This window comes from Thioalkalivibrio sp. ALJT (assembly GCF_000381825.1).
In the GTDB taxonomy this organism is placed as follows: domain Bacteria; phylum Pseudomonadota; class Gammaproteobacteria; order Ectothiorhodospirales; family Ectothiorhodospiraceae; genus Thioalkalivibrio.
In genome coordinates this window covers 395,597-417,662 of the sequence record NZ_KB907122.1, presented here as the reverse complement: position 1 = coordinate 417,662, position 22,066 = coordinate 395,597, and the positions used below count along the sequence as shown (strand labels likewise).

The window sequence follows — 22,066 nt, the reverse complement described above, 5'->3', positions numbered from 1 at the left end:
CAACTACGGCACCCACAAAACCGAAAAAGTGCGTGCGTGGTTCGCTGCGCGGCCGCGTTACCATGTGCACTTCACGCCCACCTCGGCGTCATGGATCAACTTGGTTGAACGCTTCTTCGCGCTCATCTCGGAACGCTGGATCAAACGCGGTTCGCATCGCAGCACTCGGGAACTCGAGGATTCCATCCGCGAATACCTGGAGACATACAACGATGAACCCCGACCGTTCATCTGGCGCAAAACCGCCGACCATATCATCGCCTCCATCGCCCGTGTAAGCGAGCGCCTCAATAATACTGCGAACTATTGTTAAGGGGCACTAGTGGCGCAGGGGCTGGAGGCAGGGTGGCCATGATTGGGGTTTACACTCTATGGCCACTGCTCCGGGATTGTCATCAGGCCGCTCGATTCGGAAGCGGCCAGCAAATGCCGGCGCTATCAATGCGCCGGCGTTTTTTGCCGTTCGAGGGGAGGGACTAATGTGCTGGTGACCATCGACAACGTGCTGCAGCAAGATGAACTGGATGCGCTACGCGAGGGCCTGCGTCAGGCGGACTGGGCCACGGGGGTCAGCGCCGGGCCCCAGGCACGCACGGTGAAGAAAAACTTGCAGATCCCCGAGGGTGACCCGCGTTTGCAGGATATGCGGACCACGGTGATGCGTGCCCTGAACCGGAGCGAAACGCTGCTGAGTGCTGCGCTTCCATTCAAGATCCTGCCGCCCAATTTCAATCGTTACACGGGGGAGACCAACCGTTACGGCTTGCACACGGACAGCACGCTGCGTCCGCTGCCGGATGGCAGTTATCTTCGCACCGACATCTCGGCCACGCTGTTCCTGTCGGATCCCGACGAGTACGAAGGAGGTGAGCTTACGATCGAGGACATCTATGGCGTTCACCAGATCAAGCTGGCTGCTGGTAGCCTGGTCGTCTACCCCTCCGGCTCCATTCACGAAGTGCGACCGGTCACTCGTGGCGAGCGCCTGGCCTGTTACATGTTCATGCAAAGCCTGGTGAAGGATACGGAACAGCGGCGGCACCTGTACGAAATGGATACGGCGTTGCGGGGTTTGCGTGGGCGCCATGGCGAGGAGGACACGGACTTGGTGCGGCTGACGGGGCTTTATAACAACCTCCTCCGCCGCTGGTCCGAATGCTGAAATATCACTGAAGCTCTCGCCTTCGTCCCTGGTCCCTGGCGAGTTGGAACCGCATCACAAAACCCGAGCCCGGCCATGAGTTGCGTGGATCGTTCGCGTTTGTCGTTGGTCCCACCCGTCGAGTCCAGCTGGCAATGGTTTTTGACTGTGTTCGCTGGTTGGGCTGTCTATGCAAAGGATCCAATTTTCCGTAAAGGAGTGAACCGATGTTCGAAAAGTCTCGACTGACAGTCTTCTTGCTTGCCCTGATGATGGCGCTGGGCAGCGCGACCCTCGCGGGCTGTGACAATCAGGGCCCGGCGGAAGAGGCCGGTGAGAACATCGATGACGCGATGGAAGACGCGGGCGATGCGCTGGACGACGCCGCTGACGAGATGGAAGAGGCTTTTGACGACTAGGGATACGCTGATTGAATCGCAGGTCCGCGTGGGTGCCCCCCAGTTTTTGGAGACAAGCGTTCCGAGACAAGGCGCCTCAAACAGCGGGTAGTGGTTCTACCCGCCCGTTTTCGATGGACCCGGGGCGCAACGCAGGATCGGGCCATATTCATTCAGAATCGGGGGAGGGGGCACCAACCCCACAAGCCATTGAAAGTAGGGGCTCGGCCGCCCGTTTTTGATCAAAAACGGGCGCGCGCACAGCGTTGCGGTTCACCTGTAGCAGAGTAACTGCACGACCGTCACCGCGCATTAAACGCACGCAAAAGCGACTCGAGCGCGAATGTGCGATTCAATCGGCGTCTCCCTGGGCGACATCTGCATGATGCAGGAAGGCCCGGACAGGGAAACCTGCCCGGGCCTTTTGCCGTCAGCCTTGAGCAGAGCGTGCTCGCCGCAGTGCGGTTAGTACTGGGAGCCGCCCTCCTGGTCTTCCTGCGGCTGCATGCTGCCTTCCGGCTCGGGCATTGCCTCGCCTTCAGGCGGCTGATGCATCTCCCCTTCAGCGGGCGGAGCCTGCATGCCCCCATCCTGTTGCATCCCTTCCTGGGGCGGCGGAGCCTGCATGCCACCGTCCTGCTGCATTTCCTGTTGTTCCATCTGTTGCTGCTCGAACTCGTCCATGTCCATGCCGTCGTCGGCGCAGCCGACCAGCAGGGCAAACGGGGCGATGGCGAGGGTGGCCATGATGGCGGTGGATCGTTTCATCGGGTGCACTCCTTGTTGATGTTGCCGGGAAGGCTCTTCTTCGTGTTCGGGGCAGGGGACAAGACAGCGCCGGCTTGTGTTCAAGGCGGTGATCGCACTTTGTGATGGATGCACGCTTTGGCGAGGCAGCCGAGCTTGTCGCAGGTCAGGCCCGGTGGAGCATCGCGCTTTCTTGAGGAAATCTTGATCAGCGTCTCCTTAAGGGTTGATCGACGGGCGCGAGTGGCGTCGGTAGAGTCGTGGCCTGGAACGGCGCTTGAGCGATCACACTGACTGGACCGACATGAGCGAATCTTCCGAAATCGAGAACTTGATCGGGCAGGCGCAGCAGGCGTGGTCTGCCGGTGACACCGAAGCGGCCATCCACTGCTGGCAGCAGGGTGCGCGTCTCGGCGATGCCCAGTGCGCCTACAACCTTGGGGTCCTGCTGGACGAAGGGCAGCACCTGCCGCGCGATGCCGCGGGGGCCGCGCACTGGTATCGACAGGCGGCGAATGCCGGCTTTCCGGACGCAGCATTCAACCTGGCGGTTCTGCACGAGCAGGGTGACGGCGTAATGCAGGATGCCAACGAGGCCGCGCGCTGGTTCCATTTCGCGGCCGAGCGCGGCAACGCCCAGGCGATGTTCAATCTGGGCCTCAAGTTCGACGAGGGGCGCGGCCTGCCACAGGATGCGGAGCAGGCGGCGCAGTGGTATCTGCTGGCGGCCGAGTCGGGTGAAGGTCGGGGGGCAGCCAATCTCGCCCGGTTGTTCGCGATGGGGGAGGGCGTGGAGCGTTCCGACGTCTCGGCGTTCAAGTGGTACGCCATCGCGGCCGAAATGGGGGTGGCCAGTGCGGCGCGCTATCGCGAGCGGGTTGCCCGCGAGCTAACCCCGGATCAGCGTCTGCACGCGGGTGAGCGGGCTCAGGAATGGCTGAGGAATCATGCAACGGCGGGGTCGGCTCGTCTGCAGTAGCTCGGGTCCGCGATGGGGCGGACGTCGCAAGCGCGTTCTCAAACCACCACGTTCAGTTCGCGTCGGGGTTGCTCGGTTGGGCCGGCCAGGCTGACCGCGAGCTCGACGCGGCGGCGCAGGGTCTCGATTCCGGGGCCGGCCAGTTCGCTGCCGTCGGTTGTCGCGGTCTCGCGGGGGTCGTCCCCGTTGCGAAATGCCTCGATCTGCGCTGCGACCCGTGCGCGCGAGGCCATTTCCTGTTCCGAGCGCGGCGGGAAGGCGAGACCCGTCTCCGACTGCTCACCCTCTCCGCGACGGTTCTGGTCCTGTTCCGGACGGTCCTCGATCGCACGCCGGGGCGCGCCTGCCTCGGGATCATTCAGCGGGCGGTCGAAGTCGGCCGGGGTGGCGGTTTGCCCGAGGCCCAGCCGGTCGTTGCCGGTCGGGCGTGTGCCGGGCGGTACCGCAGCCGAGGGATTGGTGACCGGAACGTCCATCGCGTGTCTCGACGAGTCTCCTGTGATGCGCGTTCAGGCGCGTATATCGAGAAGCGAGCCAACCATGCGATCTTCGGTCTGCAGGGTCTTCACCGCGGCCTCGATCTGATTCTGGCTCGCAATCATGCCGACCTGTGCCGTGGTGCTGTCACGGGTTCCGGCCGGTTCGGCCGCCACCGTATGCGCCTGCTGGCGCATGCCGGTCATGCCGTTCTGGATGCCCTTCAGGGCGGCGTTTGCGTCCATCATGTGTAGAGCCCGTTGCGGTCAGCGTTCATGGCCTGTAGACCTGATTATAGATCAATTAGTTGCAGTCTACCGGGAAGGGCCGGTCTGGCTTTTCCCGGTTGCGCCGAGCAGGGCCTGCAGGCGGGTTTGTACGGACGCCCGGGCGTCGATTTGGCGGGCCTGCCAGCCCGCGAGCGCCCGGCACCGCGCCTCGCGATCAACACCCTCGGACAGTCGGGCCAGAACCTCGCGGGCGACCTGTTCGGGATCTTCGCCGTGGGCGACCAGGCCCGTGTGTTCGGCAGCCATGCGCAGGCGGGTAGCGGCGTCCGGGTGCGGCTCGTGAGCGGCCGGTCCGCAGATGACGGCGCTGCCATGCGCCAGCGGCAGCCCCAGGTCCGGTGGTGTCTCGCTGGCGGCCAGGGTGCCCCCGGGCAGGGTGATGTCGGCACAGCTGTAGGCTGCCTGCAGGGTCTCCGGGTCCTCGATGTAGTACACCCGGTTCTTGCGCGGTACGAACGACGTCATGAAACGGTTGTGGCGAATGATGGGCAGCGAGTACTTGATCGCATCACGATAGACCGGCTCGTGCCGGGCCGGGTCCGCGGGCGCGAGCAGCAGGATCGCGGCGGTTTTTTGCAGAACGGCAAACAATACCGCAAAGGCAAAGGCTTCCTCGCCCGGGCCGGTGTTCGGGGCCAGCAGGATGGGCCAGCCCTTTTCGTGATACTCGCGAAACCGCTCGCAGAAGTCGGTATCGCGTGTCGGCAGCTCCGGTAGCGTGACTGCCCCGGCGATCGGGTCGCCGATCACTTCGGCCGGGGCTTCGGTCGCGCCTGAGCGGGCTGCCAGTACCAGCGCCCAGTCCACGCCGGTCGGTGCCGCGCCTGCGGCGTTCACCCAGATACGCGGCGTATCCAGCCGCGCAAGCGCCGGGCCCAGCGCGCCGGCGGCCCCGATGACCAGCACCGCGCGTGGCTGCAGACGCGGCAGGCGTTCCGGGGCCAGGTCCGGGGGCAGGGCAACCGTGGGCATCTCGAGCCCCGGCACGGTGGCCGCGTTGTCCTGCCGGGCGTCGGTGACACCCAGCGTGACGGCACCCGTTGTCGCGGCGAGTTCCTGCAACCAGTCGGCAGCGGCCGCGAGCGTGGTGTGCGGGCCCAGCACGACGATGCGTTCGCGGGCATCGCGGGGCACGGAGCGGGCGGTGATCCAGGCGGACAAACGTGAGAACATGGCGAGCTGTCATCCGGTGGCCAGCGGGAGGCAGGCATTATACGGAATGCCGGCGTCGCGGGGCTGGCCCGCGAGATGCGGTTTTCCAACGACGCATAGGGGCGCAGGGCATGCAGGTACGCTGGATTGTGGGTGTGGGCGCGATGGTGGCGATCCTGGCGCTGGCCATGTGGGTGTATTCCAACCCGGGTGGCATGCGCAGTCAGCAGTTTACCGACCTGCCCTGGCAGATCGAGGTGGCGGATTCCCAGCGCACGCGCGCGCTGGGAATCGTGCTGGGCGAGACCACGATGGCCGACCTGGTGAACCGGCTGCCGGTGCCGGATATCCGTCTGTTCGTGGATCCCGACGGTTCGCGTATGGTCGAGGCGTATTATGCGAACGCCCGAATCCCGCCGTTTGATGCGAACCTGATCCTGCGTCCGGATCTGGACGCGGCCGCGCTGGACCGGATCGAGGCCCAGGTGACTTCCGAGCGTCCGATGCCCAGCGGGGCGCGCCGCTACGGCCTCAGCGACGATGCCCTGGTATCGCTTGGTCACGTGCCGATCGTGGAGTTGAGTTATGTCCCGCGGGCGCGCTGGAACGAGGAGCTGATCGTCGAGCGTTTCGGCGAGCCGAGCGAGCGCATGCGCATCGATTCCGAGCACGGCTACTGGCTGTACCCCGAGGCAGGGCTCGCGATCCTGGTGCCACGCCGTGGGCGTGTGCTGATGCATTACGTGACCCAGGAGCGCTGGGCACAGACCGTGGAGCGTCTGCGCGACGAGGGCCGCCGGCGGCTGGGCGAGGACCACGGGGGGCCGGGGGGGCATGACTGAACCCGATGCGCGGTCCGCGGTCCCGTTCTGGGAGCGCCCGCTGGAGACGCTGACCCACGCGGAGTGGGAAGCGCTGTGTGATGGCTGCGGCCGTTGTTGCCTGCATAAGCTGGAGGATGAGGACTCGGGCGAGCTGGCCTTTACCTGGCTCGCCTGTGATCTGCTCGACTGCGAGACCGGTTTCTGCTCGGACTACGCCAACCGCCGGGACTTCGTGCCGGACTGCATCCAGCTGACCCGAAAGGACCTGCCCCACTATTACTGGTTGCCGCCCACCTGCGCCTATCGCTTGCGCTTCGAGGGCCACCCGCTGCCGACCTGGCACCCCCTGCTGACGGGGGATCCGGAGAGCGTGAAGCGCGCCCGGGTGTCGGTGGCCGGACGGGTGATCCGCGAGTGCGAGGCCCCGGACCTCCCCCTGATCGACTATGTGGTCGACTGGCCCGGCGAGGTCCCGGAGTCCGCACGTCTGTGGCGTCCGGTGGTCCGGCTTCCGCAGGAGTAGGCAGGCATGGCGGGCTACGTTGACCTGTTCGTATACGGGACGCTGAAGCGGGGTTTTGCCAACCACCGTGCGTTCTGCGCGCAGGCCGTGCGAATTCGCCCGGCGTTCATTGCCGGGTCGCTGCATGACTTGCCGGTGGGTTATCCCGCCGTGCAGATATCGGACCGTAGCATTCTTCTGCGTTCCGGGCGGGACCCGTCCTGTGATGCGGGGCGGCAGCGCCGGTTCCGGGGGCTCGCGCCGCCTGCTCCGGAAGCGGCGCAAGGGCTTGTGCACGGCGAGTGGATTCGCCTGCCCGACCCGGCGCGTACCCTGCCGCGTGTCGATGCCCTGGAGGGCGTGCGCCCGGACGGCCGCGGCGAGTATCGCCGCGCACTGGTACCCGCCTGGACTGCGGAGGGTCCGGCAGCGCTCTGGGTTTACTGGATGCCGCGCCTGCCGCCTGGAGCGCGCGATCTGCCGGACGGTACCTGGCCGGCGCGGCTCTGAATTGCGTGGCCCACTAGCCCGCCGTGGCGAGCAGCTCGCGGGCGTGGGTGCGGGTGGTTTCGGTGATCTGGGTGCCGCCGATCAGGCGGGCCAGGGCCTCCACGCGGCGTTCGTTATCCAGCGGCTGGATGGCGGTGCGAGTGCCGTTCTTGCCGTGCGATTTCTGCACCTCCAGTTGCTGATGGGCCTGGGCGGCGACCTGGGCCAGATGGGTCACGCACAGGACCTGATGGCGGTCGCCCAGGGTTCGAAGCTTGCGCCCGACGATCTCGGCGACCGCGCCGCTGATGCCACTGTCGACCTCGTCGAAGATCAGCGTGGGCACGGTCTGCTGCTGGCTGGCCAGCACCTGCAGCGCGAGCCCGATGCGCGAGAGTTCACCGCCGGAGGCGACCTTTGCCATTGGCTGGGGCGCGGCCCCGGGGTTCGCCGCCACGCGGAACTCGATCTGGTCCTGGCCGTGCGCCTGCGGCTCGTCGGTGGGCTCGATCGCGATCTCGAAGTGGCCGCCGGCCATGCCCAGCTCCTGCATGGTGTCGGTGACGGCCCGGCTGATGCGCCTGGCGGTCTGCTGGCGTGCCTTGCTCAATGCCGCGGCGGCCGTATCCAGGGCGGTACGGGCCTCCTGTTCGCGTGCCTCCAGGGCCTCGAGAGTCTGGTCGCCGTTCTCCAGGGCATCCAGTTCCGACTGCAGTTCGTCGTACAGGCCCGGCAGGGCCTCGGGGTCGACCCGGTGCTTGCGCGCCAGCCGCAGATATTCGCCGACGCGCTGGTCCAGCTCGGCCAGGCGCTCCGGGTCCAGTTCGATGCCGTCGGCCAGCCGGCGCAGGGTGTCGCCGGCCTCGTCAATCTGGATGCGTGCGGATTCCAGCAGTTCCACCGCCGGGTTGACCCGTTCGTCGTGCTGGGCGGCGTCCTGCAACGCGTGCAGGATCTGTCCGATCCGGGGGTCGACGCCGGCGTCATCCTCGAGTTGCTGGCTGGCGGTCTGCAGCGCGGTCAGCACCTCGGTACCGTGGGCAAGCCGGTTCTGCTCGACCAGCAGTTGCGGGTATTCGTCCTGCACCGGGGCCAGTTCGGCCAGTTCGCCGGTTTGAAAGCGCAACAGGTCGAGACGGTTGGAGGTGTCCGCCTGGTGCTCGCGGGCCTGTTCCAGGGCGCGGGCGGAGTCGCGCCAGGCGCCATAGGTCTCGCGTACGCGGGACACGCGGTCGCCTTTGATGAATCCGTCCAGCCAGTGGCGCTGGGTATCACGTTGCAGCAGTTGGTGATGGGCGTGCTGGCCGTGGATGTCCACCAGCCACTGGCCCAGCGTGCGCAGTTGTCCGACCGCGACCGGGCGGCCGTTGATCCAGGCGCGGCTCTTGCCCTGGCGGGTCAGGACGCGGCGCAGCAGCACCGCTTCGTCGTCGGCGTCCGCGAGGTCCTGTTCGGTCAGCCAGGCACGGGCCGGGCCCGGATCGGGCAGGGTGAACTCTGCGGACAGGTCGGCCTGCTCGGTCCCCTCGCGGACCATGCCGGCGTCTGCGCGGTCGCCCAGCAGCTGTCCGATCACGTCGATCAGGATGGACTTGCCGGCTCCGGTCTCGCCGGTGAGGGCGCTCAGGCCCGCGTCCAGTTCCAGTTCCAGCCGGTCGATGATCGCGAAGTCGCGGATGCTGATCAGGTGCAGCATGGCGGACTCAGGGTTGTTCGCCCCAGCGCAGCTTGGTCCTCAGCACGCGCAGGAAGTGATGTTCGCGGGGGTGGATCAGGGTCAGGGCCTGTTCACGACGGTGGATGCGCAGCAGGTCGCCGGGGGCGAAGTCCACGTTCTCCTGGCCGTCCAGTGCGACCTGGGCCGGCGAACGGCTGCCACTGGACAGACGGATCTCCACCGTGGAACGCCCGCTGACCACCAGAGGGCGATGATTCAGGCTGTGCGGGCAGACCGGGACCATCACCATGGCGTCCAGTTGCGGGGTCAGGATCGGTCCGCCGGCAGACAGGGCGTAGGCGGTGGAGCCCGTAGGTGTGGCCACGACCAGGCCGTCGGCGCGCAGGCGGCCGATGTCCATGCCGTCGATTGCGGTGTCGAACTCGATGATGCGTACCACGCTCAGTACGTGGACCACGACGTCGTTCAGTGCAATCCCGTGGTGGATGGTGACGCCGTCGCGGATCAGCTCGGATTCGAGCATCGCCCGCGGTTCGCGCTCGAAGGCACCGTCCAGCACCTCGCCCAGCTCCTCCGGGGCGGTATCCGGGGAGACGTCCACAAGGAACCCCAGGCGACCGAGGTTGATCCCCAGCAGCGGGGTGTCGGCATCGGCAACCTGGCGGGCGGTGGCCAGCAGGGTCCCGTCGCCGCCGATAATGATCAGCAGGTCGACCCGGTGCGCCAGATCGTCCAGCGGCAGGAGGGCGACGCTCTCCGGACGCTCGAACCCCGCGATCTCCTGCTCCATGAAGACCTGGCGGCCGCGCGCCTGCAGCAGATCGACCAGCGTGGCGACCAGAGGCGCGGTGCGCGAGTCACTGGTCTTGCCGACCAGTCCGACCTTGTTGAAGTCTGGCATCATGGCGGCATTATCCGGAAAAGGGACTGCGACTGCACCCGGGGTTTCTTGACCTGTATCGGGTGTAACCGAAGACTGTAGTTTTCTGGCACTCGACCGAGTGGAGCGCTGACGACCCATGGATCACGCAACGATCAATCTGGACGCTAGGGCACGCACCCTGCTGCGGACCCTGATCGAGAGCTATATCCGGGACGGCCAGCCCGTCGGCTCGCGCACCCTGGCCCGCAGCTCCGGGCTGAGCGTGAGCGCGGCCACCGTGCGCAACGTGATGGCCGATCTCGAAGACATCGGTCTGATCCATTCGCCGCACACCTCGGCCGGGCGCATCCCGACGCCGGCCGGCTATCGGCTGTTTGTCGACAGCCTGCTGGAGGTGCGTAACCCCTCGCCGGAGGAGGTGCGCGCGATCCAGTCCGGTTTTGATCCGAACGCCAGCACCCAGGATCTGATGGATACCACCAGCAACCTGCTGTCGCGGGTGACCCGCATGGCCGGTATGGTGCGCCTGCCACGGCATCGCAATGTCGCGCTGAGTCAGATCGAGTTCCTGCGTCTGGGCGAGGGGCGCATCCTCGCGATCCTGGTCATCGACGGCAAGGAAGTACAGAACCGCGTGCTGGAGCTGGAACGCGACTTCGGCCAGGACGAGCTGCAGCGCATGGCGAACTATCTGAATGCCCATCTGGCAGGCAAGAGCCTGCACGCGGTGCGGGCCGAGCTGTTGCGCGAGATGCGGGACGTGCGCGACGACCTGGACGCGATGATGCTGGCGGCGATTGATCTGGGCGAGAAGGCGGTCGGCGACGAGGACCCGGACGACGTGGTCGTGGCCGGCCAGACCCATCTGCTCGGCTACGAGGAGCTGGCGGACATGGAGCGCCTGCGGCAGCTGCTGGAGGCCTTTAACGAAAAGCAGGAGATCCTCGGGATACTCGACCAGTGCATCCGCAGCGACCGCGTGCAGATCTTCATCGGCCGCGAATCCGGCCTCGACTGGTTCGAGAACTGCTCGGTGGTGACTGCCCCCTACAGCGTCGACGGGGAGGTGGTCGGTGTGCTGGGGGTCATCGGACCCACGCGCATGTCCTACGACCGGGTGATCCCGATCGTGGACGTGACCGCGCGTCTGTTGGGTTCGGCGCTGGGTGATCCGACCAACGAGAGCCGATAGGGGGGCAACATTGCCGGCGCCCGGGTCCTTGAAACCGCGGCGAGTGCCCCCAGACTCCCGTCAGATAACAGGATGATGTCCCGCCTGCCGGCCGCTGGCCGCGCGGGCGGATTGGTTTTTCATTGATTCGCGAGGCCAGCATGTCGGAACAGCGGGAACCCCAGGAACAGCCGGAAGAACTCGAGACCGGTCACGAGGCGCCCCCCGGGGACGAAGACGAGGACGCGGGAGATGTCGAATCGCGTCTGCAGGAACTCGAGGCCCTGGCCGAGGAGCGTCGTGATCAGGCCCTGCGCGCCCAGGCCGAGCTGGAAAACCAGCGCCGGCGCTTCGAGCGCGAGCTGGAGAACGCGCACAAGTACGCGATGGAAAAATTCGCCTCCGAGATGCTGGAGGTGGGCGATTCCCTGGAGATGGGCCTGCAGGCTGCCCGCGAGTCCAAAGACGTCGAGCGCATCATCGAGGGCGCCGAACTGACCCTGAAGAACCTGAACCGGGTGTTCGAGAAATTCGGCATCCAGGCCGAGGACCCGACCGGCGAGCGCTTCGATCCGGAGCGTCACCAGGCGATGTCCATGCAGGAAGATCCGGATAATCCGCCCAACACCGTGGTGGCGACCATGCAGAAGGGCTACCTGCTGCAGGGCCGCGTGTTGCGTCCGGCGATGGTGGTGGTCTCCAAGGCGCCGACCTCGCCGAACATCGACGAGAGCGCCTGAACCGCGGCAACCGGGGACAGTTGCGGGACGCTGTCATGCGCGCACCTTGAATTCCCGGCCCGGGCCCTCAGATTCCCGTACAACTTGGCAGAGAACAACCCTCTGCAGCGCCATTTTTTCGCATCAGGAGATTTCAATCATGGGCAAGATCATCGGTATCGACCTCGGGACCACCAACTCCTGCGTCGCCGTGATGGAAGGCGACCAGGCCAAGGTCATCGAGAACGCGGAAGGCACTCGCACCACCCCGTCCATCGTCGCGTTCAGTGACGACGGCGAGGTGCTGGTCGGCCAGTCCGCCAAGCGTCAGGCAGTCACCAATCCGCAGAACACCGTGTTCGCGGCCAAGCGACTGATCGGCCGCAAGTTCGACGAAGGCGAGGTCCAGAAGGACATCAAGCTGGTCTCCTACAGCATCGTGAAGGCCGACAACGGCGATGCGTGGATCGAGGTGCAGGGCAAGAAGATGGCCCCCCCGGAGATCTCTGCGCGCGTGCTGCAGAAGATGAAGAAGACCGCCGAGGACTACCTGGGCGAGACCGTGACCGAGGCGGTGATCACCGTCCCGGCCTACTTCAACGACTCCCAGCGTCAGGCGACCAAGGACGCCGGCAAGATCGCCGGGCTCGAGGTCAAGCGCATTATCAACGAGCCGACTGCGGCCGCACTGGCCTATGGCATGGACAAGCAGCGCGGGGATCGCAAGATCGCCGTGTATGACCTGGGTGGCGGTACCTTCGACGTCTCGATCATCGAGATCGCCGAGGTCGACGGCGAGCACCAGTTCGAGGTGCTGGCGACCAACGGCGACACCTTCCTGGGTGGCGAGGACTTCGACAACCGCCTGATCGACTACCTGGTTGACGAGTTCAAGAAGGACCAGGGCATCGACATCAAGGGCGATCCGCTGGCGATGCAGCGCGTGAAGGAGGCCGCCGAGAAGGCCAAGATCGAGCTGTCCTCCAGCCAGCAGACCGAGGTCAACCTGCCGTACATCACGGCCGACAACACCGGGCCGAAGCACCTGGCGCTGAAGATCACCCGCGCCAAGCTGGAAAGCCTCGTTGACGACCTGGTCAAGCGCTCCATCGAGCCATGCAAGGTCGCGCTGAAGGATGCCGGCCTGTCCGCCTCCGAGGTGGACGACGTGATCCTGGTCGGCGGCCAGACCCGCATGCCCAAGGTGCAGGAGGCGGTACAGGAGTTCTTCGGCAAGGAGCCGCGCAAGGACGTGAACCCGGACGAGGCAGTTGCGGTCGGCGCCGCGGTGCAGGGCGGCGTGCTGGGCGGAGACGTCAAGGATGTACTGCTGCTGGACGTGACCCCGCTGTCGCTCGGTATCGAGACCATGGGCGGCGTGATGACCAAGCTGATCGAGAAGAACACCACCATCCCGACCCGGGCCAATCAGGTGTTCTCCACCGCCGACGACAACCAGACCGCGGTCACCGTGCACGTGCTGCAGGGCGAGCGCGACATGGCCAGCGCCAACAAGTCGCTGGGTCGCTTCGACCTCCAGGACATCCCGGCCGCGCCGCGCGGCGTGCCGCAGATCGAGGTCACCTTCGACATCGACTCCAACGGCATCCTGAACGTCTCGGCCAAGGACAAGGCCACCGGCAAGGAGAACAAGATCGTCATCAAGGCCTCCTCCGGTCTGTCCGACGAGGAAGTCGAACAGATGGTGAAGGACGCCGAGGCCCACGCCGAGGAAGACAAGAAGTTCCAGCAGCTGGTCGGCGCGCGCAACCAGGCCGATGCCCTGGTGCACTCTGCCGAAAAGTCGCTGAAGGATCTGGGCGACCAGGTCTCCGACGACGAGCGCTCCGCGATCGAGTCCGCCGTGGCCGAGGTCAAGAAGGCCATGGAGGGGGATGACGCCGAGGCCATCGAGCAGTCTGCCCAGAAGCTGGCCGAGGCCTCCGGTAAGCTGGCCGAGAAGGCCTATGCGCAGGGCGCGGATGCGGCGGGGGACGCCGGGACCGAGCAGGCCGATAGCAGCCAGCAGGGCGACGACGTCGTGGATGCCGAGTTCGAGGAAGTTGACGACGACAAGAAGAAGCAGGGCTGATGCCGTAGCTGGCGGGGCTTCGCGCCCCCCATTCCTGTTTGAACGCCGCGCCCGGGGTACCAGGGAAACACTGGTGACTCCGGGCGTTTGCGTGAGGGCACTCCGCGCTCGCGCGCACGATCTACCTGGAAATGACTATGTCACAACGCGACTACTACGAGGTGCTGGGTGTCTCCAAGGACGCCTCGGCTGCCGATATCAAGAAGGCCTTTCGCCGCCTGGCGATGAAGTACCATCCCGACCGCAATCCGGGGGACGAGGAGGCCGAGGCCAAATTCAAGGAGGCGCGCGCCGCCTATGACGTCCTCAGCGACGACCAGAAGCGAGCGGCCTACGACCGCTACGGGCACGCGGGAGTAGACGGCGGTGCCGGGGGCTTCGGGGGAGGTGCCGGTGGCTCGAACTTCAGCGACATCTTCGAGGATATCTTTGGCGATATCTTCGGGGGTGGCGGTGGTGGCCGTGGCCAGCGCGCCTACCGCGGCTCCGACCTGCAGTACAACCTCGACCTGACCATGGAAGAGGCGGTGTTCGGCACCGAAGTGAAGATCCGTATCCCAACCACGGTTACCTGCGAGGCCTGCGACGGATCCGGTGCCGAACCGGGGACCGCGCCCGAGACCTGCCCGACCTGCAATGGCGTGGGTCAGGTGCGCATTCAGCAGGGTTTCTTCTCGGTGCAGCAGACCTGTCCGCGCTGCGAGGGTTCGGGCAAGATTATCCCCGACCCCTGCAAGGCCTGTCATGGCAAGGGCCGGGTACAGGAGCAGAACACCCTGGATGTGAAGATCCCGGCCGGTGTGGACAATGGCGATCGTATCCGCCTGGCCGGCCAGGGCGAGGCGGGGATGAATGGTGGCCCGCCGGGCGATCTTTACGTGCAGGTGCGGGTCAAGCCGCACAAGCTGTTCCGGCGCGAGGGTTCGGACCTGCACTGCGAGGTGCCGGTGTCCTTTGCGACCGCCGCGCTGGGTGGAGATCTGGAGGTCCCGTCACTGGATGGCCGGGTCAAGCTGAAGGTCCCGCCAGAGACTCAGACCGGCAAGCAGTTCCGTGTGGCAGGCAAGGGCGTGAAGTCGGTTCACGGGGGCGGTGTCGGTGACCTGATCTGCCGCGTCATCGTGGAGACGCCCATCAACCTGACCAAGGAGCAGAAGCAGTTGCTGCGTCAGTTCGAGGAATCCACCCAGGCGGGTGGTACCAAGCACAGTCCGCAGGCGCATTCCTGGCTGGACGGGGTGAAGGGGTTCTTCGATGACTTGAAGTTCTGGTCCAGGTGACTCCGCCATCGTCGTTCCGGTGGCCACTCGTGCCTGTTGCTCTGCAGCGGCCACCGAACAACGGTCTACAGGAAGGCGGGAAGAGCGGAAGCTGGCTCGTTGGGTTCGACGCGGCCTGTTTTGGGCCGCGCTATTTCACGGCCATCGGCCCGAACCTTCATACCAAGTCCGGATGAGCCACGAGCGGCCGCCAGTGGCAGGCCCGTTCGGGGGCGGTCGGGGCCCCGGCCCGCACCGCCTTGAGCCTGGCTGACGCCTGCGGCTAATCAGGTGCCAGGAGGTCTTGCAGGCTCTATGCAAATCGCCCTTGAGCGGCCCTTCCCCGTGTCCTCGGTGCATGTGGGGGCGGAAACGGGGTGCGAGCGGCGGAGGGGTCAGGCCGGGGAGAAGTCGAAGTCGGGGGTGGGCATGGGTGCCTGCAGGAAGTATCCCTGGACCAGGTTGGCGTTCAGGCTGTAGAGCACGGCGAGCGCGCTGGCGTCTTCCACGTACGGGACGATCACCTGCTTGCCCCTGGCGTGTGCGGTCTCGATGTGTTCGTGGATCAGCCGCTGGTTCTCCTCGTTTTCGGCCAGGTCCTTCACATAGGAGGGGTCCAGCTTGATGTAGTCGGCTTCCAGGTGTTGCAGTAGCTGGAACGGGTTCAGGCCGTTGCCGAAGTCGTCGATACACAGGTGGCCGTGCATCTCCTGCAACCCGCCTGCGACACGAACGGCGGGCTTCAGGTGGGTCACCACGGTGGGTTCCTTCAGCTCGATCACGACGTTGTCGGCCGGGATGCGCAGGGCGTGCAGATCATCGTGCAGCCAGGTCAGCACGGATGGATCCCCGAGCGATCCGTTAGTCAGCTTGATGAAGAACTGGGTGCCCGGTTCCTGTTGCAGTTGTTGCGCGAGTTCACCCAGGGCGGTCCGGAGGATCCAGCGGTCGATGGGGTGGGCCATGCCAGTGCGTTCGGCGCTGGGCAGGAAGGCCTCCGGCTCGTGGGTGTGTCCCTCGCTGTCCCGCAGGCGCACGAAGACCGAATAGCGCGGGCGGTCGTTGCCACGCAGGTTCACGATGGCCTGGTAGAGCAGTTGCAGGCGGTCATGGTCGAGGGCCTCCTGGATGCGCAGCTTCCATTGCTGGTCGAGCTGGCCCTGGCTCATTTCGCCCTCGGCCGGGCGGAAGAAGCGGTGGACTCCGCCACCGGCCTCCACCGCCTGCTGCAGCGCGCGGTCTGCCTGTGACACGAGCGCCTCGCCATCGACGGCGGTTTCGTCGGCGATCACGATACCGATCGACAGGGTGCAGTTGGTGGAGGCTCTGCTGAGCTCGAAGACGTGGTCGGTCACCGCCGTGATCAGGTCGTGGATGCGGGATTCGACGTCGTGGCGGCGGGTATCCGGGACCAGGACCCCGAAATGATCGGCCTCCAGCCGGGCGGCGATGGCCGGTTCGGGGAAGTGGCTCTCGATCAGCGTGCCGATGTCGGCGAGCAACAGGTCGCTGGCGGACATGCCAACGCGGGCCCGGATATCGGTGAAGTGGTCTACGGCCATCGTGATCAGCGCGAAGGGCTTTTCCGTTTGCCCGGCCTGGTGCTGCAGGCTCTCGATCATCCCGGTGAAGTACTGGCGGTTGTAGAGCCCGGTGATCAGATCGCGCTGCGACAGGTAGTCGATCTTTTCCGCCAGTTCCGGGGCTTCCCGGGAGGCATCCAGCAGGACCTGGGTGCAGGCCTCGCCTTCGACGCTGGCCGTGGACAGCCGCAGGCTGGCCTCGAACGGAGTGCCATCGAAGGATTGCAGCTGGAACACCTGATGGGCCTGGCCGCCTTCCTCGCCGTTCTGGAAGCGGCGCAGCAGGGCCTTCAGCTCGTCACGGCTCTCCGGCGCGACCAGGTCCATCAGCGGCAGCCCCTCGACATCCTCGGGGTCGGCGATCCCGAAACGCTCGCGCCAGGTGGCATTGGCGTAGATATGCATCCCTTCGTGGACGTAGGCGATGGCGTCGCGCGAGTTGTCCAGCAGGAGCTGGCAGCGGCGTTCGGACTCCTGCAGTGCGGCATCCATGCGCGCCAGTCGCTGCCGCAGATGGAACTGTTCGGCCGCACGCACGGTGAGGATGCCGGCCAGCTCGTGCAGTTCGTGATCGACCACGGCGTGGACACCGGCGGCGTAGTCCTCCAGTCGTTCGGATTCGGGGCGCGCGCTCAGGATCACCAGCGGGGTCCGGCGACCTGCGGTGTGCAGGGCCTGGTCGATGTGTTCGCGGGTCAGCTCGAGTCCCGGCTCGATCAGCACGATCACGTCGAAACGGCGGTTTTCCAGGGCCTCGGCCAGTTCGTCCTGGCTGGTGACCTGTTCCGGACGGATTGCGCTGCCCTGGGTCCGTATGCTGCTGATGACCTCTTCGGCACGATTGGGGTTGTTGGTGACGAAGAGGGTGCGGATGGTTTCGTTCATGGAGACGAACCGTCGGGGCCGGTGAACGACAGGCCGTCGTCGGGCGTGTCCGTGTCTGCCTGGGGTGGTGAGACCTCGCGCGTGGTCAGCCGGCACCCGACTTCAGTGAACAGTGTGGTCCCGGTCCTCTGGTTGTCCAGCTCAAGCACCCGGGCGCGGCCATTCAGCCAGCAGGCCACGAGTTTTTCGTGATCGAAGGTCTGTGCTGGCAGGAACAGCGCGGCGCCTTCAGTGTCGGTACGTTGCGGTGCGAACAGGCCCGGTTGCGGCGTGCCGGTGGCGAGTCCGTTACGAAAGTACTGAATCTGCATGGGCAGACAGCGGTCAGCGAGAAATTCCACGCCGATGCCGGTGGCGGCCTCCGCGGCCGGATCCTCGTACCGGATCCAGCGCAACACGCCGATTGTCCAGCGATGGCCATCCACTGCGCGCAGGCCGACCAGGTCGCCGATCAGCAATGTCTGTTGCGGGTTGTCCAGCCGCAGGCCCACGCCGCCGGCGCCGATGTTGTCCACCGCCCAGTGTTCCGGTGGGTGGCGCTTGGTGATGGGGGCGTGGGGTTCGCCGTGGGAGACGTTCTGCAGGGTATGGCTGATGTCTTCCCACGCCATGGCGCGGGTGTCCGGGGTCTCCTCTGCCAGTGGCTGGAGGTCATGGTGGTCCTGGCGGCGGGAAGGGTCTTCAACGAGTGCCAGATCGGACCCGTGCCGAGCGGCGGTGGACATCTCGAACACGCTGATGCCCCGGTCATGCTCGTGCAGGCGGCGAGGCCCGGTGTCTTCCGGTTTGCTCTCCGCCGCGGTTTCGCTGGCGCGGCGATTGGCCTCGAGTTCGGACTGCAGGAAATCGTGGATGTGCTTCAGCCCCAGTACGCAGACGCGCTGCTGGTTGACCCCGCTTTCGCGGCTATGGCGGCGAGTCGGGAGGTGCGACCACAGGCGCAGCAGGCGTTCCGCCAGCTGGCTGGGGCCGCGGCGGGAGCCGCGTTCCTGGAAGTCCGGGTGTTCACGCAGGGCGTCCAGCACGGGGGCAAGTTCGACAAAACAGGGGGACTCCCCATGCGGGACGCCGCGCAGGACCAGTTCCGGTGCACGGTCGCGATCCAGTTCGCATCGCAGGACCGGGAGGTCCGGATGGGTACTCGCGTCGGGGGCCGCGCGACACTCCACTGCGAGGTTGTTGATCCAGCGTGTCAACAGATCGATCTCGCCGATCTTGAGCGCGTTGGTATCGATGCTTCCCAGCACGATCAGCCGCGCGGCCATGTGCTCGATGCGATCGATTTGCAGCGGCCCGAAGCGCTGTTGGGTGGCGGCGGGCTGGTCGGAGATGCCCTGACTGCGGGCCAGGCGCAGCAGGTCGTACGTCTGCTGCCATTGGCCTGCAGGCAAGTGGCGGTACAGCCGCCAGTAGTGGAGGCTCTGCGCCCCGAGCAGGGCTACTGCGGATTGCAGGGGGCGCGTCAGGGCCTTGCCGTGCTGTGAACCTTCGGTGTCCAGTCGTTCGCGAACCACCAGTAGCTCGGCCCGGGTCAGTTGGCGCAGTACGTGGTCGAAGCGTTCCGCGCGTTCGCGGCTTCGGGCTCCCAGGGGCAGTGGGCGCTGGCGCAGCAGGTGCTCCTCGGCCGGGAGCAAGGGCAGCAGGGACTGTTTCAGGATATCCAGAAGCTCGGAACGCAGACCGGGCTGAAGGGCGATCGCGTTGAGGGCTTCCAGGGCCTCGCCCAGCAGACGAATGCCCGTTTCAGGTTCGCTGCCGGGGAGCTCTGCGCACCAGTTTTGCAGGGCCGGCGCGGTCCGATGCGGAAAACTGCCGGGACCGGCCGGCTGGATGGGCAGATCGGGCAGACTTTGCAGCATGAGAGGTCCAGTGGTCGCAGGGCCGGTTGCTTGCAGGCTTGAAACCCGAGCGACGCCGCTTGCGGCGCGGACGCCCGGGATAACGCGAATGACATTGTTACTTTAGCAGCAAACCACGCAACGGGCGCGGGTCGTACTGGTGCTCATGCGCGCGATGGGGAGGACGTCAGCAGGGTCTTCCCGGGCTCGCCAGGGATCTCGCGAGCCAGCCGTGGCACCAGGTAGCCGGGCAGGCGTGCGTGCAGGGCGCGATAGAGTTCGCGTGCGCGGTCGGTGGAAACCTCGAAGTGCGCGGTACCCCGGGTGCGGTCGAGCTGGTGCAGATAATAGGGTAGTACGCCCAGACGGAACCCGGTCTCCTGCAGTGCGGCCAGGGTGTCGATGTCGTCGTTGATGCCGGCCAGCAGCACGGCCTGGTTGAGCAGGGTGACCCCGGCTTCGGCCAGTCGGCGCAGTGCCTGGTCGGCCGGGGCCGCAAATTCGCGGGGGTGGTTCGCATGTAATACCAGGATGTGCTGCAGTCGCCCCTGCCCGAGCCAGCCGAGCAGGTCTGCGTCCACTCGCTCCGGCAGGATCACCGGCAGCCGGGTGTGGATACGCAGGCGTTGCAGCTGGGGGATGTCCGCCAGGCGTTCGGCGAGGCGCGCCAGGCGTTGGTCGCTCAGCGCCAGCGGGTCCCCCCCGCTCAGGATGACCTCGTGGATTTCCGGGCGCCCGGCGATATAGGCGAGTGCCGCATTCCAGTCATCGCGTGCAGGGCTGTGGTCGGCGTAGTCGAACTCGCGGCGAAAACAGTAGCGGCAGTGAATGGCGCAGGCCCCGGTGGTCAGCAGCAGGACGCGGCCGTGATACTTGTGCACCAGCCCTGGCGCGACCAGGGCGTCGTGGTCGCCCACCGGGTCACTGGTAAATCCGGGCTGTTCGTGGGTTTCTTCGCCCCGGGGCAGGGCCTGTAGCAGCAGCGGGTCATGTGCATCGCCCGGGCGCATGCGTGCCAGGTAGCTCTCCGGCACGCGGGTCCGGAACAGCTGATGGGCGGCCTGCATCCCGGGTATGGCGTCCGGGGCCAGGCCCAGGCGTTGCAGGAGGGTGTCCGGGTCGCGGATGGCGCCGGCCAGTGCCTGTTGCCACACCGGTGTCGAGCGCGGCGCGGATGGCTGGGTTCCGCGCGGTTCGCGCGTTATCATGATGGGCTTTGTGGGCATGGATCGTTTCCGGACGGGGCGGTCTGCCCGCGCCACGTATCAGCGAGGAACAGCGCGCAATGGCAACCTACAGTACCAACGAATTCAAGGCCGGGCTCAAGCTCATGCTGGACGGGGACCCGCAGGCCATCGTGGAAAACGAGTTCGTGAAGCCAGGCAAGGGCCAGGCCTTCAACCGGGTCAGGCTGCGCAACCTGCGCACCGGCCGGGTGCTGGAGAAGACCTTCAAGTCTGGCGAGTCGGTGGAGGCTGCCGACGTGATGGATACCGAGATGCAGTACCTCTACACCGACGGCGAATTCTGGCATTTCATGGTGCCGGACACCTTCGAACAGTATGCCGTCGGTTCGGCCGCGCTGGGCGATGCCGGGCAGTGGTTGAAGGAGCAGGATGTCTGCACCGTGACCCTGTGGAACGGCGAACCGCTGTCGGTGGTGCCGCCGTCCTTCGTCGAGATGAAGATCACCGAATGCGACCCCGGTGTGCGTGGTGATACTGCGCAGGGCGGCACCAAGCCGGCCACGCTGGAGAGCGGCGCGGTGGTCAAGGTCCCGCTGTTTGTGGAGGAAGGCGAGACGGTCAAGGTTGATACCCGCTCCGGCGAGTACGTCTCCCGCGTCTGATCGGCGCCGGCCGCCATGAGTGACTGGCGCCCGTGCGCGCCGGCGGCGGCCCGGAGCGCACGGGCCCGCCTGCTGATGGGTCTGCGCGCTTTTTTTGCCGCGCGCGGGGTGCTCGAGGTCGAGACCCCGATCCTGAGCCAGGGGGCCCCGCAGGACCCGATGCTGGAAAGCTGGGTTGCAGAGGCACCCGATGGCGCCCGTGGTTATCTGCAGACCTCGCCCGAGTATCCGATGAAGCGCCTGCTCGCGGCCGGGGCGTCGGATATCTATCAGATTGCCCGGGTCTTTCGCGGTGGAGAGTCCGGCCCTCGTCACAACCCCGAATTCACCCTGCTGGAATGGTACCGCCACGGACTGGATCACCACGCGCTGGCACGCGAGGTCGTTGCCCTGATCGGGGAGCTGGCGGCGCAAACGCCGGAATGGTGCTCGCCCCGGGGTTGCGAGGAGGTGGCCTACGCGGATCTGTTCCGGTCCACCCTGGGGGTGGATCCGGCCACTGTCGATGCGGCGGAACTGGAGCAGGTGGCGGCGGCGCAGGGGTTCAGTGTGGGCGGCGAACTGGATCGCGACGGCTGGCTGGATGCCCTGATCAGTCTGGTCCTGGCCCCCGATTTCCCGCCGGACCGGTTGACGATCCTGGTGGACTATCCGGAGAGCCAGGCGGTGCTGGCGCGCCCGTGTCCGGGGCGGCCGGGGTACGCCGCTCGGTTCGAGCTGTACTGGGGGGCGCTGGAACTGGCCAACGGTTACCATGAGCTGACCGATCCGGACCTGTTTCGGCAACGCCGCGAGCGCGACATCGCGATCCGGCGGGCACGGGGGCAGCCTCTGCCTCCTGCCGACCCTCACCTGGAGGCGGCCCTGGATGCCGGGCTGCCCGACTGCGCGGGCGTGGCTCTCGGGGTGGATCGTCTGCTGATGCAATTGCTGGGGCGCGCGCATATCGTGGACGTGCTCGATTTTCCCTGGCCCCGAGCATGAATCCGGTCGCTGGAAGGGCCAGTCGGGTTGGGACGGTTGTCGCGATCAGGGGCAGCAGAGCAGCCCCGAATCCGACAGACTCCCGGGGCTTGTTCCGTCGCGGGCAGCGGCACACTATAAGGTTCC

General features: G+C 66.3%; 22 protein-coding genes. 13 read left to right on the top strand and 9 right to left on the bottom strand.

Going from position 1 to position 22,066, the window contains the following annotated elements; translation table 11 throughout:
* From G332_RS0104250 to G332_RS0104240, 3 genes are all read left to right on the top strand, one after another.
* Positions 1-313 (top strand): transposase (locus G332_RS0104250; protein ID WP_019625754.1); only part of this gene is annotated, 313 nt, incomplete at its 5' end.
* A gap of 168 nt (positions 314-481) precedes the next feature.
* Positions 482-1,162: a Fe2+-dependent dioxygenase gene (locus G332_RS0104245; RefSeq protein ID WP_019625753.1), complete on the top strand. Its 681-nt coding sequence runs from the start codon at positions 482-484 to the stop codon at positions 1,160-1,162.
* A gap of 206 nt (positions 1,163-1,368) precedes the next feature.
* Entirely contained in the window at positions 1,369-1,560 is a 192-nt protein-coding gene (locus tag G332_RS0104240; protein ID WP_019625752.1) for a hypothetical protein, read from the top strand.
* A 444-nt stretch (positions 1,561-2,004) separates the two neighbouring features.
* Here G332_RS0104240 and G332_RS0104235 read toward each other — a convergent pair whose 3' ends face one another.
* The gene (locus G332_RS0104235; protein WP_019625751.1) at positions 2,005-2,307 is read right to left on the bottom strand and encodes a hypothetical protein; all 303 of its coding nucleotides are present in this window, start codon (positions 2,305-2,307) and stop codon (positions 2,005-2,007) included.
* Positions 2,308-2,590: 283 nt separating this feature from the next.
* Between G332_RS0104235 and G332_RS0104230 the strand changes: the two genes are divergently transcribed.
* On the top strand, positions 2,591-3,265 hold the full coding sequence (locus G332_RS0104230) for a tetratricopeptide repeat protein (protein ID WP_026340586.1): 675 nt from the start codon (positions 2,591-2,593) through the stop codon (positions 3,263-3,265).
* A 38-nt stretch (positions 3,266-3,303) separates the two neighbouring features.
* On the opposite strand, the gene G332_RS0104225 is transcribed toward G332_RS0104230, so the two are convergent.
* The 3 genes from G332_RS0104225 to G332_RS0104215 form a co-directional block, all read right to left on the bottom strand.
* Positions 3,304-3,741 carry a hypothetical protein gene (locus G332_RS0104225; RefSeq protein ID WP_019625749.1) on the bottom strand — a complete coding sequence of 146 codons (438 nt, stop codon included), beginning with the start codon at positions 3,739-3,741 and terminating at the stop codon, positions 3,304-3,306.
* Positions 3,742-3,774: 33 nt separating this feature from the next.
* The gene (locus G332_RS0104220; protein ID WP_019625748.1) at positions 3,775-3,990 is read right to left on the bottom strand and encodes a hypothetical protein; all 216 of its coding nucleotides are present in this window, start codon (positions 3,988-3,990) and stop codon (positions 3,775-3,777) included.
* A gap of 66 nt (positions 3,991-4,056) precedes the next feature.
* The gene (locus G332_RS0104215) at positions 4,057-5,205 is read right to left on the bottom strand and encodes a hypothetical protein (protein WP_019625747.1); all 1,149 of its coding nucleotides are present in this window, start codon (positions 5,203-5,205) and stop codon (positions 4,057-4,059) included.
* Positions 5,206-5,315: 110 nt separating this feature from the next.
* Between G332_RS0104215 and G332_RS0104210 the strand changes: the two genes are divergently transcribed.
* Genes G332_RS0104210 through G332_RS0104200 form a run of 3 tightly spaced genes read left to right on the top strand, consistent with a single transcriptional unit; the run spans position 5,316 to position 7,020 of the window.
* Positions 5,316-6,026 (top strand): hypothetical protein, encoded by a 711-nt coding sequence (locus G332_RS0104210; protein WP_019625746.1) that lies wholly within the window; start codon positions 5,316-5,318, stop codon positions 6,024-6,026.
* The gene (locus G332_RS0104205) at positions 6,019-6,531 is read left to right on the top strand and encodes a YcgN family cysteine cluster protein (RefSeq protein ID WP_019625745.1); all 513 of its coding nucleotides are present in this window, start codon (positions 6,019-6,021) and stop codon (positions 6,529-6,531) included. Before G332_RS0104210 ends, G332_RS0104205 begins: the two co-directional genes overlap by 8 nt.
* A 6-nt stretch (positions 6,532-6,537) precedes the next feature.
* A complete protein-coding gene (locus G332_RS0104200) occupies positions 6,538-7,020 on the top strand; it encodes a gamma-glutamylcyclotransferase (protein WP_019625744.1) in 483 nt (160 codons plus the stop codon).
* Between the two features lie 13 nt (positions 7,021-7,033).
* On the opposite strand, the gene recN is transcribed toward G332_RS0104200, so the two are convergent.
* Both recN and G332_RS0104190 read right to left on the bottom strand, forming a co-directional pair.
* The gene (gene recN / locus G332_RS0104195; RefSeq protein ID WP_019625743.1) at positions 7,034-8,695 is read right to left on the bottom strand and encodes a DNA repair protein RecN; all 1,662 of its coding nucleotides are present in this window, start codon (positions 8,693-8,695) and stop codon (positions 7,034-7,036) included.
* A gap of 7 nt (positions 8,696-8,702) precedes the next feature.
* Positions 8,703-9,581 (bottom strand): NAD(+) kinase, encoded by an 879-nt coding sequence (locus G332_RS0104190; protein WP_019625742.1) that lies wholly within the window; start codon positions 9,579-9,581, stop codon positions 8,703-8,705.
* 115 nt (positions 9,582-9,696) lie between these two features.
* Here G332_RS0104190 and hrcA point away from each other — a divergent pair, with 115 nt between their 5' ends.
* From hrcA to dnaJ, 4 genes are all read left to right on the top strand, one after another.
* A complete protein-coding gene (gene hrcA, locus G332_RS0104185) occupies positions 9,697-10,752 on the top strand; it encodes a heat-inducible transcriptional repressor HrcA (protein WP_019625741.1) in 1,056 nt (351 codons plus the stop codon).
* A 140-nt stretch (positions 10,753-10,892) separates the two neighbouring features.
* The gene (gene grpE, locus G332_RS0104180) at positions 10,893-11,471 is read left to right on the top strand and encodes a nucleotide exchange factor GrpE (protein WP_019625740.1); all 579 of its coding nucleotides are present in this window, start codon (positions 10,893-10,895) and stop codon (positions 11,469-11,471) included.
* A 139-nt stretch (positions 11,472-11,610) separates the two neighbouring features.
* Complete coding sequence (gene dnaK / locus G332_RS0104175) at positions 11,611-13,542, top strand: molecular chaperone DnaK (RefSeq protein WP_019625739.1); 1,932 nt, start codon at positions 11,611-11,613, stop codon at positions 13,540-13,542.
* A gap of 131 nt (positions 13,543-13,673) precedes the next feature.
* Positions 13,674-14,822 (top strand): molecular chaperone DnaJ, encoded by a 1,149-nt coding sequence (gene dnaJ, locus G332_RS0104170; RefSeq protein WP_026340585.1) that lies wholly within the window; start codon positions 13,674-13,676, stop codon positions 14,820-14,822.
* Between the two features lie 374 nt (positions 14,823-15,196).
* Here the strand turns inward: dnaJ and G332_RS0104165 are convergent, their stop codons facing one another.
* From G332_RS0104165 to epmB, 3 genes are all read right to left on the bottom strand, one after another.
* A complete protein-coding gene (locus tag G332_RS0104165; protein ID WP_019625737.1) occupies positions 15,197-17,269 on the bottom strand; it encodes an EAL domain-containing protein in 2,073 nt (690 codons plus the stop codon).
* The gene (locus tag G332_RS0104160) at positions 17,266-19,128 is read right to left on the bottom strand and encodes a hypothetical protein (protein ID WP_019625736.1); all 1,863 of its coding nucleotides are present in this window, start codon (positions 19,126-19,128) and stop codon (positions 17,266-17,268) included. The genes G332_RS0104165 and G332_RS0104160 overlap by 4 nt, the downstream gene beginning before the upstream one ends.
* Before the next feature lie 143 nt (positions 19,129-19,271).
* Positions 19,272-20,315, bottom strand: coding sequence for an EF-P beta-lysylation protein EpmB (gene epmB, locus G332_RS0104155; RefSeq protein WP_026340584.1), 1,044 nt, complete (start codon positions 20,313-20,315; stop codon positions 19,272-19,274).
* 77 nt (positions 20,316-20,392) lie between these two features.
* Here epmB and efp point away from each other — a divergent pair, with 77 nt between their 5' ends.
* Together efp and epmA are read left to right on the top strand one after the other, a co-directional pair.
* Positions 20,393-20,956: an elongation factor P gene (efp, locus tag G332_RS0104150; RefSeq protein ID WP_019625734.1), complete on the top strand. Its 564-nt coding sequence runs from the start codon at positions 20,393-20,395 to the stop codon at positions 20,954-20,956.
* A 15-nt stretch (positions 20,957-20,971) separates the two neighbouring features.
* Positions 20,972-21,940 (top strand): EF-P lysine aminoacylase EpmA, encoded by a 969-nt coding sequence (gene epmA, locus G332_RS0104145; protein WP_026340583.1) that lies wholly within the window; start codon positions 20,972-20,974, stop codon positions 21,938-21,940.
* The last annotated feature ends 126 nt before the right edge of the window (positions 21,941-22,066 follow it).

What these genes read in the sequence shown, in the direction of transcription:
- G332_RS0104210 (WP_019625746.1), top strand. Translation starts at nt 5,316, where the DNA reads ATGCAGGTACGCTGGATTGTGGGTGTGGGCGCGATGGTGGCGATCCTG.
- G332_RS0104190 (WP_019625742.1), bottom strand. Translation starts at nt 9,581, where the DNA reads ATGATGCCAGACTTCAACAAGGTCGGACTGGTCGGCAAGACCAGTGAC.
- epmB (WP_026340584.1), bottom strand. Translation starts at nt 20,315, where the DNA reads ATGATAACGCGCGAACCGCGCGGAACCCAGCCATCCGCGCCGCGCTCG.
- hrcA (WP_019625741.1), top strand. Translation starts at nt 9,697, where the DNA reads ATGGATCACGCAACGATCAATCTGGACGCTAGGGCACGCACCCTGCTG.
- dnaJ (WP_026340585.1), top strand. Translation starts at nt 13,674, where the DNA reads ATGACTATGTCACAACGCGACTACTACGAGGTGCTGGGTGTCTCCAAG.
- G332_RS0104200 (WP_019625744.1), top strand. Translation starts at nt 6,538, where the DNA reads ATGGCGGGCTACGTTGACCTGTTCGTATACGGGACGCTGAAGCGGGGT.
- dnaK (WP_019625739.1), top strand. Translation starts at nt 11,611, where the DNA reads ATGGGCAAGATCATCGGTATCGACCTCGGGACCACCAACTCCTGCGTC.
- G332_RS0104165 (WP_019625737.1), bottom strand. Translation starts at nt 17,269, where the DNA reads ATGAACGAAACCATCCGCACCCTCTTCGTCACCAACAACCCCAATCGT.
- G332_RS0104235 (WP_019625751.1), bottom strand. Translation starts at nt 2,307, where the DNA reads ATGAAACGATCCACCGCCATCATGGCCACCCTCGCCATCGCCCCGTTT.
- G332_RS0104220 (WP_019625748.1), bottom strand. Translation starts at nt 3,990, where the DNA reads ATGATGGACGCAAACGCCGCCCTGAAGGGCATCCAGAACGGCATGACC.
- epmA (WP_026340583.1), top strand. Translation starts at nt 20,972, where the DNA reads ATGAGTGACTGGCGCCCGTGCGCGCCGGCGGCGGCCCGGAGCGCACGG.
- G332_RS0104230 (WP_026340586.1), top strand. Translation starts at nt 2,591, where the DNA reads ATGAGCGAATCTTCCGAAATCGAGAACTTGATCGGGCAGGCGCAGCAG.
- G332_RS0104225 (WP_019625749.1), bottom strand. Translation starts at nt 3,741, where the DNA reads ATGGACGTTCCGGTCACCAATCCCTCGGCTGCGGTACCGCCCGGCACA.
- G332_RS0104205 (WP_019625745.1), top strand. Translation starts at nt 6,019, where the DNA reads ATGACTGAACCCGATGCGCGGTCCGCGGTCCCGTTCTGGGAGCGCCCG.
- recN (WP_019625743.1), bottom strand. Translation starts at nt 8,695, where the DNA reads ATGCTGCACCTGATCAGCATCCGCGACTTCGCGATCATCGACCGGCTG.
- efp (WP_019625734.1), top strand. Translation starts at nt 20,393, where the DNA reads ATGGCAACCTACAGTACCAACGAATTCAAGGCCGGGCTCAAGCTCATG.
- G332_RS0104215 (WP_019625747.1), bottom strand. Translation starts at nt 5,205, where the DNA reads ATGTTCTCACGTTTGTCCGCCTGGATCACCGCCCGCTCCGTGCCCCGC.
- G332_RS0104240 (WP_019625752.1), top strand. Translation starts at nt 1,369, where the DNA reads ATGTTCGAAAAGTCTCGACTGACAGTCTTCTTGCTTGCCCTGATGATG.
- grpE (WP_019625740.1), top strand. Translation starts at nt 10,893, where the DNA reads ATGTCGGAACAGCGGGAACCCCAGGAACAGCCGGAAGAACTCGAGACC.
- G332_RS0104160 (WP_019625736.1), bottom strand. Translation starts at nt 19,128, where the DNA reads ATGCTGCAAAGTCTGCCCGATCTGCCCATCCAGCCGGCCGGTCCCGGC.